Here is an 8,360-nt window from a genome sequence, read left to right on the forward strand (position 1 = left end):
TATTAAACTTCCTTTTCTTTTCTGCAATTTCAGTTAATCTTGCACTAGAGTGCTCCTTTTAGTCTAAGTACTTTATTTCACTAGTTTTACATTTATTATAGGGATACACTACTTAACCCGAACTAATTTATTCTTAAAGATTTAGTACATCTTATTAGTTGTTATGTTCCACATTATGCAAAAGAAGCGCAGATCCACACTTTGGAAATGCCCCCATTTCTGAAAGATAGCCAATTATGAATAATTGTTTTCTTTATTGCAATAAATTACAAAAGCAAAAAATCCAAATAAATAGCCTATTCCAGCTCCTAAACTAACTGTAAATACTGTTGGAATCTGGAAAAATATGCCCAAAATTACACCGATAGCACAACCAAAAAGCATTCCGATTGGTATTAAGCTATCTAATAAATTTTGAGCCCCTTTTGATTTTTTCTTACCTAGGTTGCCTTGGTTATATCTATGTTTCAGACTTTCAATTACATATACGACAATCCCTCCTACTATTACAATAGGTGCAATTGCCAATATAACAACCATGTTAGAACCTCCTTTCGCTTTTTAATCTGATCAATCTGCTACTAAAATTTTTATTCCGTTAAATGGCCCGATTTTTGAAGATCGTAATATGAATAACGTCTATTCTTTTGTAAAGCTATTAATAATAAAGAATCCAGCTATTATAGTACCAAAACTAAATGCTGTTTTTGTGTAGGCAAGAATATTGGGAACCGGATACGAAAAGGGGAAAAACCAATAAAACGATAAATAAATCATTGGTAAAGCTACAAGTACAATCTTATAGTAATTAATTCTCCATCGACCCGTTTTATTAAATTCCTTTAAGATATTGGGGATTCCAAGATATATGCCAATTGGGAAATACATCAAACTAATAAGGATTTGCCAAGGATACATTCTATACGTCTCATTAATCATTTTAATAAAATGTGAATTTATGTTGCTTATTATTACTAATAATAAAATAAAGCCAACCGAATATGCTAAGTAGCCTAAAGCCCTTTTATAATTTAATATCAATTTAATTCCCCCTTCCATTATATATTAACTGAATTTTTTGATAATCGATATACCTATTGAGCTAACCTGCTCTATTTAGGGAAAAACTCGAACAGGATAGATTGGCGCATGTACAGATGGGAATTAGAAAAAGGCTTCCATTATTGAATGGAAGCCTTCTTTACGATATGTTGTTTCATCATAGACTTGTTCTTTTTCAGAGTTCTCTAAATCAATAATAGTTCCCTGATTCATAAAAAGTTACATGTTTGAGTTAATTTTTCTAATGCTTATGAGTGATCCTCATGAGTAACGTTGAAAAATTGTTGTTGTATTAAACCTCTAATTCTATTTTTTTATTAACCTATAAAATTATGGAAACAAAGGACAAAAATATACAAATTACTGCTAAGGTGAAAAACAGGGTAGAAACTTTTCGATTGATTCTCATGTCTATTCCCAATGCACAAAAGAAAATACTGGCAGATAATTTTGAAAGACTTTGAAAATAGTCATGATCAGAAAAGAAAGAACTGCTAAAGACAACGGAAATGAGAAGAGTTATAGAGGTTAACATTTTAAACCACAAAGGTTTTTTTGAGTAATGTATTAACATTAATTTAATCCGCCGCATAATAATATCCCCCCCACATATTCATCACCTGTCCATTCAATAAAATTAATTTCACTACCTTCACTATACGCTTAAACCTTAATTAAAGTTTCTTCAACTATTATTAAAATTTTTCTTCATAAACCAGCTTCGTTACAACAATAACTTCAACCAAAATAAGCATTAACCCTTACTGGATTAATGCACCCATTTAGTTTCTGTAGTACTTACTAAAGAAAAATGGCAAAAGTAAATATTATCATGTATAAGATTTTAAATATTTGGCGCAACAAATTGGATCTGACTTTCACAACAAGCAGTGTATCCTTGTAGTGGCGGGCATGATAGCCAGTTTCGGCTGAGCCAGATTTTTTAATACCCTCTTCATAATCTTGCACGCAGAGGCTCCAATTAAAGTGACAAAATGTCTGTACTTACTTCCAGCAAAGGGTTCGACAATATATAAAAATATGAATAATGTACCCAATAAGGCACTACACTTCATTTAAGTGCAATGTTTCACAATTTTTGTCAATACTTCAATTTGATATATTAGCCACACTAGCCTTCACTTTGTTTGAAGAATTAATTGCTTGCTTCCCCCAGAACAATGTAATAACTATTCCCAGAGATAGTATCACAGTCGCAAAGTAGTAAGGATAGTTAACATCTATATCAAATAATATCCCCCCTAGAATTGGACCACTAATATTCGCTAGACTCGTAAACATAGAGTTCATTCCACCAACGAAACCTTGTTCGTTCCCGGCGATATTTGAAAGATATGAAGTAACTGCTGGTCGGAATAAATCGAAACCTACAAAAACAATAAATGTAACAAGTAAAATAGAGAAATATGAATGTACAACAGTCATTAAGAAGACAAGTAATGCTGATAATATTAAGCTGTTTCGAATCAGTTTAATTTCTCCCCAAATTCGTGTAAGCCGATCAAACAATATGACTTGTGAAACAGCACCAAAAATTGCACCACCAGTAATAACAATGGCTATGTCGGATGGTTTAAATTGAAATTTATGGTCCACAAATAAACTAAAGAACGATTCAAAAGCTGCTAAACCAAATGAGGCAATAAAAATTAAAATAAACGCGAAAAAATACTTTGGCTCAATAATACGTCTGAAACCATTCTTACTTCCTGAGGTTTGTTCATTAATTTCTGTAGCACGATCTGGCTCAGATATAAACATAATGGTTAGTATTGCAGCTATTGTACCAAGTGCACCAGCAAAGAAGAATGGTGTACGTGTACCAAATTCCGCTAAAAATCCACCGATACCTGGGCCAATAATAAATCCTGTACTAATTGCAGCAGACATATAGCCTAGTGCTTTGGGGCGAGTTTTCAAGGTTGTAATATCAGCAATAAAAGCAGTGACACCCGGCATAATGAATGCAGCACTTACTCCACCTAATATACGAGAAATAAATAGCATTTCGATTTCTTTGCCAAGCCCAAATAATAACTCTGATAGGCCGAAAATAAATAAACCAAGTACAATCATAATTTTTCTTCCCAATTTATCTACAGCTTTCCCTGCAAATGGCGAAACAATCAATTGTGCAATTGCGAAAGCAGCTGTTAGATAACCAACAGTCTTTCCGTTTATTCCTAATTCATTCATCAGTGTAGGCAAGACTGGAATTACAAGCCCAATTCCCATAAAGGCTATAAATAAATTCATTAATAATAATCCTAAAGTAATTTTATAATTCTTCATTTTATATATTCTCCTTAACAAAACGAATTACCTAAAACCAAACGTATTCATTTGATTTCTTTACAGCTCTTATCCTATTGTATATAGTAACTATATAGTCAAGGGTGGTGATGTAAATTATGAATAAAAAAAATATGAAATATTTAACTACAGGTGAATTCGCAAAGCTTTGCAAGGTTAACAAACAAACACTCTTTTACTACGATCAAATAGGTCTTCTGTCTCCAGTATTTAAAAATGAAAAAGGCTATCGTTTTTATTCAATCAACCAAATAGAGTTATTCTTTGTTATTGATTTATTAAAAGATTTTGGTATGTCACTAAATGATATTCAACAATACACGCAAAATAAATCTCCTGAAAGTTTTTTAACTTTAATGTATCAAAAGAAAGAAGAGATTATGAAAAAGCGACAGGAAATTCAAATGAAGGAAAAACTTATCGAAACAAAAATAACATTAATGGAGGAGGCCTCACACCTTGACTTTCATCAAATTACGCTTGAACATTTACCAGAAGCCACACTTTATTTAAGCAGAAACATTGAAAGTATTACCAATGAGGAATTTGTAGAGGTTATTTCAGAGTTTATTGGTGAATTGAACGAATTACAGCTTGATACAGGTTATCCTATAGGTGGTATAACGAAACGGGAGCAAGTTTTAAAGGGAGAATTCTCTAAGTATAGCTATTTATACATTGAGCAACCACAACCCAAAGAAGGATATCCGTATTTCCAGGCTGTAAAGGGTGATTTTCTAATTGGTTATCATATTGGAGATGATAAAACAATACATAATACCTATAAGAGACTTATTTCAGAGATAGAACGTTTAGATTTAGCCTTAGGAGATTATGTTTTTGAAGAGTATATTTATGATACAGTTGTAAAAAACCAAAAGGAACATTTCGTTACAAAAATTATGATACAGGTAATTGAAAATATGCAGCAGAAAACTTCACTTTTATAAGGTTAGGTATTTGGATATACCCCTGTCAAGTAGACAGTGGGGTAGCGACAGGAAACGCGGATTTACAATGTTAAGGGAATTTCAATATTAAAAATCCTAATTTCTTAATTTAATGCTAAGAAATTAGGATTTTTCATTGCTCCATTAATGGAAGATCGTACTTGACCATTGCTACTAATAAGAAGATGATCTGTATTAAACAACTTGAATCATTAATTGCAGCAACTGATGGGGTAATGCGTTAAAAATTGCGACCTGCACTCACTTTAATTCATGCTTTTTGTATAAGGTAACGCTTGGAAATCGCAAATTCACAACAAAAAAATCCAATATTATGAATAGACGTGTTTAAATACCCAGTTTTTAAAGGATTGATATGCTTGTTCTTGTAATGGTTTCGGGTAAGACATTAATACAACTGAAACCGGGCTTTGCCCTTTTGCAAGTGCTGGTTGAACATAGCCCCACTGACTAAGGCTAAAGCCATTTCGTTCATAAAAACCAGCTCGCCTTTTTTCGATTTCCCCCTCAGGTGGTTCGATTTCAAGGACGATAGGTTTTGCCTGCTGCTTAAGAAATGCTTGGAGTAGTTTCGACCCTAAGCCACCATTGCGAAAGCTTGCTTTAACGGCAAAATGCTCTAGGAAGATAAAATCGGGTCCTTCCCATGTGGCAAAAAAAGCAGCAAGCTTATTATCTTTTTCATAAACGTATATTTGATAGTGAGGATGAGAAAGTAATGCACGTTGTGTTTGGTAGGGCCTATATTCATCTATAGGGAAAGAATCTTCAATTAATTGATAAAGGTTTTCAAATTGTTCTTCCTGTAAAATCGTTAGCATGTGTTTCTCCTTACTGACTTGTTATTTTGTTATTGATCGTGGAATTTCATAATTATAGTGTAGCACGTTGTGCATTGATTTTTATAAGCATTTATCTTTATTAAGTCTAATTCGTAAGCTGAAGTATCTACTTTATGGTATACGAAAATCGCATTTTGACCGAATGCAAGTAAGTCATGCGTCAACCATAGGTTTTGGTGAAGAGCCATATTAAAAAACTTCTTTACTCTTCAATCTGGCCTTATAGCTAAAGAAGGCACAATTCTATTTTAAGAATTGTGCCCGATTGCTGTATAGTAGTGATAAGAGCAGTCCAAACTGCAAGGCTGCTCTCTTCTCAAAATTTAATATTTCTTACCAATTAATATTTCCAAATCAACGGTTATTTGAGCTGAATTTGCTTCTAAGAATAATTTAGCTTGACACTCCGTGGCCGCCCATGATAAAGGAGTCATTTGAACCAGTGTTTGAATTGATGGATTATTAAGTGTCACAGTATAACATAGTCTTGAACTATCTACTAATTTGAAATTCATATTAAATCGTTCAACAGTATTAACATTAGTATAAGATTGTTTTTTGGGTTCATCGAATATAACTTCTCTAAATTCTTTTAAATAGCCACATTGGGGAACAACTTTAACTACTAGACCATCAGCTTTTGTCAGTCTGTTAAATTCTGCATAATTTGAAGGCGACAAGATGTTCAGTATAACATCAAATTGCTTATCCTTGAATGGTGTATTGGCAAGGTCAGCAACAGCCCAAATCTTATTGGTGTAGTTCTTGGCAGCTACCAATATGCCTTCTTTAGAAAGGTCAATTCCTACTCCTTTAATTGTTTTATTATATTCAGAACTAACAATATCGCAAATAGAGGATAGGTGTGAACCCTCTCCGCATCCCATATCAATTAATGATATTTCTCCTTTTTTAATAGTATGCTTATTTATAATTTCAGCAATTGCTTGGCTGAGTGGTTTGAAAAATCCATCCTCTATAATAAGTTTTCTTCGTGCTTCGAAAAGATCCTTGCTGTACTTAGTTTTTACCTGGTGAGTCGTCAAGTTGATATATCCTTGCTTGGTAAAATCAAATGTATGGTTATTTGAGCAGATTAAACTTTTAAACTCAAAAACCATCATTGATGAATGACAAATAGGACACTTAAAAATGGATTCAAAGTTACTTATATACTCCGTACTCTTCATTCTTTTATTCATTTTAAACAAAGAAGTCACCTCATTCATTCGTTTTTAGATAAATGAAAAAGGCATAGACAAATAAACCCTCCTCATATTTTTCAAAAAAATATGAATAGGATCTGAAAATAGTCTATACCTGTTACTATCTATAACGAATGAATTGAATAATCATGGAAATAACTCCTTTGGGTAGGTTTATAGGAATCTAACCCATAAATTACATTATCATGGTTAACTTCTCGTTGCAATTTATATTTAGCTTTCTAAATAGCCCGTTTGATTGCTTCAATGTAATACTAGTGTGAAATGACAATTCGTTCTTCCACAATCGCGCCCGATTTCTTAAAAGTTGTGAAGTATTTCCATTCCTCTCGAATATTGTCTATGATATCCAATACTAACGATTATTTTAACTTGGTTCGATCCGATACGAATCGAATAAATATCTGGGATTTCATCTTTTTATAGAGTCAAAGGAATCACCGCATTGCTTGGATTCATCTAAACTTTGATAGTGGGAGTCGAATTCCTGCCAAAAAATTATAAACATACCTATACATGCGCAAAATGTGGGATGAACGTTGAGGTGGCGCAAGAATTGGCAGAAGCAGAAAGGATCACCATGGAAATGGTGATTAATAATGATGCTCCATCTTTCCTGTCAGCGAAAAGTGTCATCAGTATGCAGGCATGAATCCGAGGGCAACCAGTAGCATTGGGACCGCTATCAGGATCAAACCAAGTACCACAGGTGCGCCGACCACCCCGAGGACAGCATAGCCTCTTCGTGTGCCGTATCGCCGCGAGTAGGAGACGGCCAGGAAACCATAGCCTGCCGCGGCCAACAGGAACATAAATACGTAGCCGATGCCTGCCAGATCGATTTGTTCGGCAGTGCCCATAAACCCAAAGATCATACCCAGCGCCTGCGTCACGCTGCCCAGGGCATATAAGCCGAGCGTGGCGAAAGCTCCCCACACCAACACGGTCATGAGTGCCGGTAGGTGAAGTTTCGGGATGTTCGCAACCGACAACAATTCCACAGCCGCGCCCAATGACTTAAAGCCAACAACAAGCCAGTTCATCACCGTGATGCCGGCCGTGTACTCGGCAAGTGGACCCCCGGCGAAATGGTCAGTGACCTCGAAAACGATATTGACCACCGCAAACGCGATGCACCAAAGAGCCATCAGGACCCCGATCACTGTGACACCTGGCCCCGGGGAGCGAATGGACTTGGGATGATCGGTTGAGGCCGCAGGAAAGAATGCTAGAACTAAAGACTTGAAAATCTTTTTTAAATTCATCTTTGCTATATCCTACCTTTCATGATTTACAAACAAATCCAAATCTCGAAAATCATAACAGCAAATAACTTGTTCTTAGAAGGGTCAATATCCTTATTTTCTGTAAGAGGGTTTCTCCAATGAAAAAAAGATCTTTCTTTTGTTATTTAATGATTTTAGGTAAACCATCTTTATCGTTTGACAAAGACTAAATTTGCCACTATCATCAACTCAAACTTACTTACGGGGAGAGGTAAAGATGAAAATTTATGTTGATGCAGATGCTTGTCCGGTAAAAGATATCATTATCTCTGAAGGTACGAGTGCTGAAATACCTGTTATCCTTGTTACTAGCTACTCTCATTTTTCTAATGCGGAACAACCATCAGGAGTGGAAACCATTTATGTTGATTCTGGAGCAGATGCTGCTGATTATCGGATTATAAAGTTAGTAGAAAAAGGAGATATAATCGTTACGCAAGATTATGGTCTTGCTTCGCTAGGGTTAGCAAAAGGGTGTGTGGTACTTCACCATAATGGGTCTACCTATACAAATGAAAACATTGACCAATTATTACAAACACGTTATTTGAGCGCAATGGCTCGAAAAAGCGGAATGCGTACAAAGGGGCCAAAACCATTTACATCAGAAGATAGGGAGAAATTTAAGGGGCTTTTTAA

8 protein-coding genes are annotated in these 8,360 nt (G+C 34.9%); 2 read left to right on the plus strand and 6 right to left on the minus strand.

The features are described from left to right. Positions 1 to 234: 234 nt before the first annotated feature. From V7149_RS22435 to V7149_RS22445, 3 genes are all read right to left on the minus strand, one after another. A complete protein-coding gene (locus tag V7149_RS22435) occupies positions 235 to 540 on the minus strand; it encodes a hypothetical protein (RefSeq protein WP_335347804.1) in 306 nt (101 codons plus the stop codon). A 99-nt stretch (positions 541 to 639) separates the two neighbouring features. Then, positions 640 to 1,041 (minus strand): hypothetical protein, encoded by a 402-nt coding sequence (locus V7149_RS22440; protein ID WP_335347805.1) that lies wholly within the window; start codon positions 1,039 to 1,041, stop codon positions 640 to 642. 1,131 nt (positions 1,042 to 2,172) lie between these two features. Then, positions 2,173 to 3,375 (minus strand): MFS transporter, encoded by a 1,203-nt coding sequence (locus V7149_RS22445; RefSeq protein ID WP_335347806.1) that lies wholly within the window; start codon positions 3,373 to 3,375, stop codon positions 2,173 to 2,175. Between the two features lie 119 nt (positions 3,376 to 3,494). On the opposite strand from V7149_RS22445, the gene V7149_RS22450 reads away from it, so the two are divergent. After that, on the plus strand, positions 3,495 to 4,346 hold the full coding sequence (locus V7149_RS22450; RefSeq protein ID WP_335347807.1) for a MerR family transcriptional regulator: 852 nt from the start codon (positions 3,495 to 3,497) through the stop codon (positions 4,344 to 4,346). A gap of 332 nt (positions 4,347 to 4,678) precedes the next feature. Here V7149_RS22450 and V7149_RS22455 read toward each other — a convergent pair whose 3' ends face one another. From V7149_RS22455 to V7149_RS22465, 3 genes are all read right to left on the minus strand, one after another. Then, positions 4,679 to 5,188 (minus strand): GNAT family N-acetyltransferase, encoded by a 510-nt coding sequence (locus V7149_RS22455; protein ID WP_335347808.1) that lies wholly within the window; start codon positions 5,186 to 5,188, stop codon positions 4,679 to 4,681. A 344-nt stretch (positions 5,189 to 5,532) separates the two neighbouring features. Beyond that, a complete protein-coding gene (locus V7149_RS22460) occupies positions 5,533 to 6,411 on the minus strand; it encodes a putative RNA methyltransferase (RefSeq protein ID WP_335347811.1) in 879 nt (292 codons plus the stop codon). 659 nt (positions 6,412 to 7,070) lie between these two features. Beyond that, the gene (locus V7149_RS22465; RefSeq protein ID WP_335347809.1) at positions 7,071 to 7,700 is read right to left on the minus strand and encodes a hypothetical protein; all 630 of its coding nucleotides are present in this window, start codon (positions 7,698 to 7,700) and stop codon (positions 7,071 to 7,073) included. Between the two features lie 238 nt (positions 7,701 to 7,938). Between V7149_RS22465 and V7149_RS22470 the strand changes: the two genes are divergently transcribed. Further along, positions 7,939 to 8,360 (plus strand): YaiI/YqxD family protein (locus tag V7149_RS22470; protein WP_335347810.1); only part of this gene is annotated, 422 nt, incomplete at its 3' end.

This window comes from Bacillus sp. JJ1503 (genome assembly GCF_036965125.1).
Taxonomy (GTDB): Bacteria; Bacillota; Bacilli; order Bacillales; family Cytobacillaceae; genus Cytobacillus.

Coding starts and splice junctions, on each gene's coding strand:
- V7149_RS22465 (WP_335347809.1), bottom strand. CDS start 7,700: ATGAATTTAAAAAAGATTTTCAAGTCTTTAGTTCTAGCATTCTTTCCT.
- V7149_RS22435 (WP_335347804.1), bottom strand. CDS start 540: ATGGTTGTTATATTGGCAATTGCACCTATTGTAATAGTAGGAGGGATT.
- V7149_RS22460 (WP_335347811.1), bottom strand. CDS start 6,411: ATGAATAAAAGAATGAAGAGTACGGAGTATATAAGTAACTTTGAATCC.
- V7149_RS22445 (WP_335347806.1), bottom strand. CDS start 3,375: ATGAAGAATTATAAAATTACTTTAGGATTATTATTAATGAATTTATTT.
- V7149_RS22455 (WP_335347808.1), bottom strand. CDS start 5,188: ATGCTAACGATTTTACAGGAAGAACAATTTGAAAACCTTTATCAATTA.
- V7149_RS22450 (WP_335347807.1), top strand. CDS start 3,495: ATGAATAAAAAAAATATGAAATATTTAACTACAGGTGAATTCGCAAAG.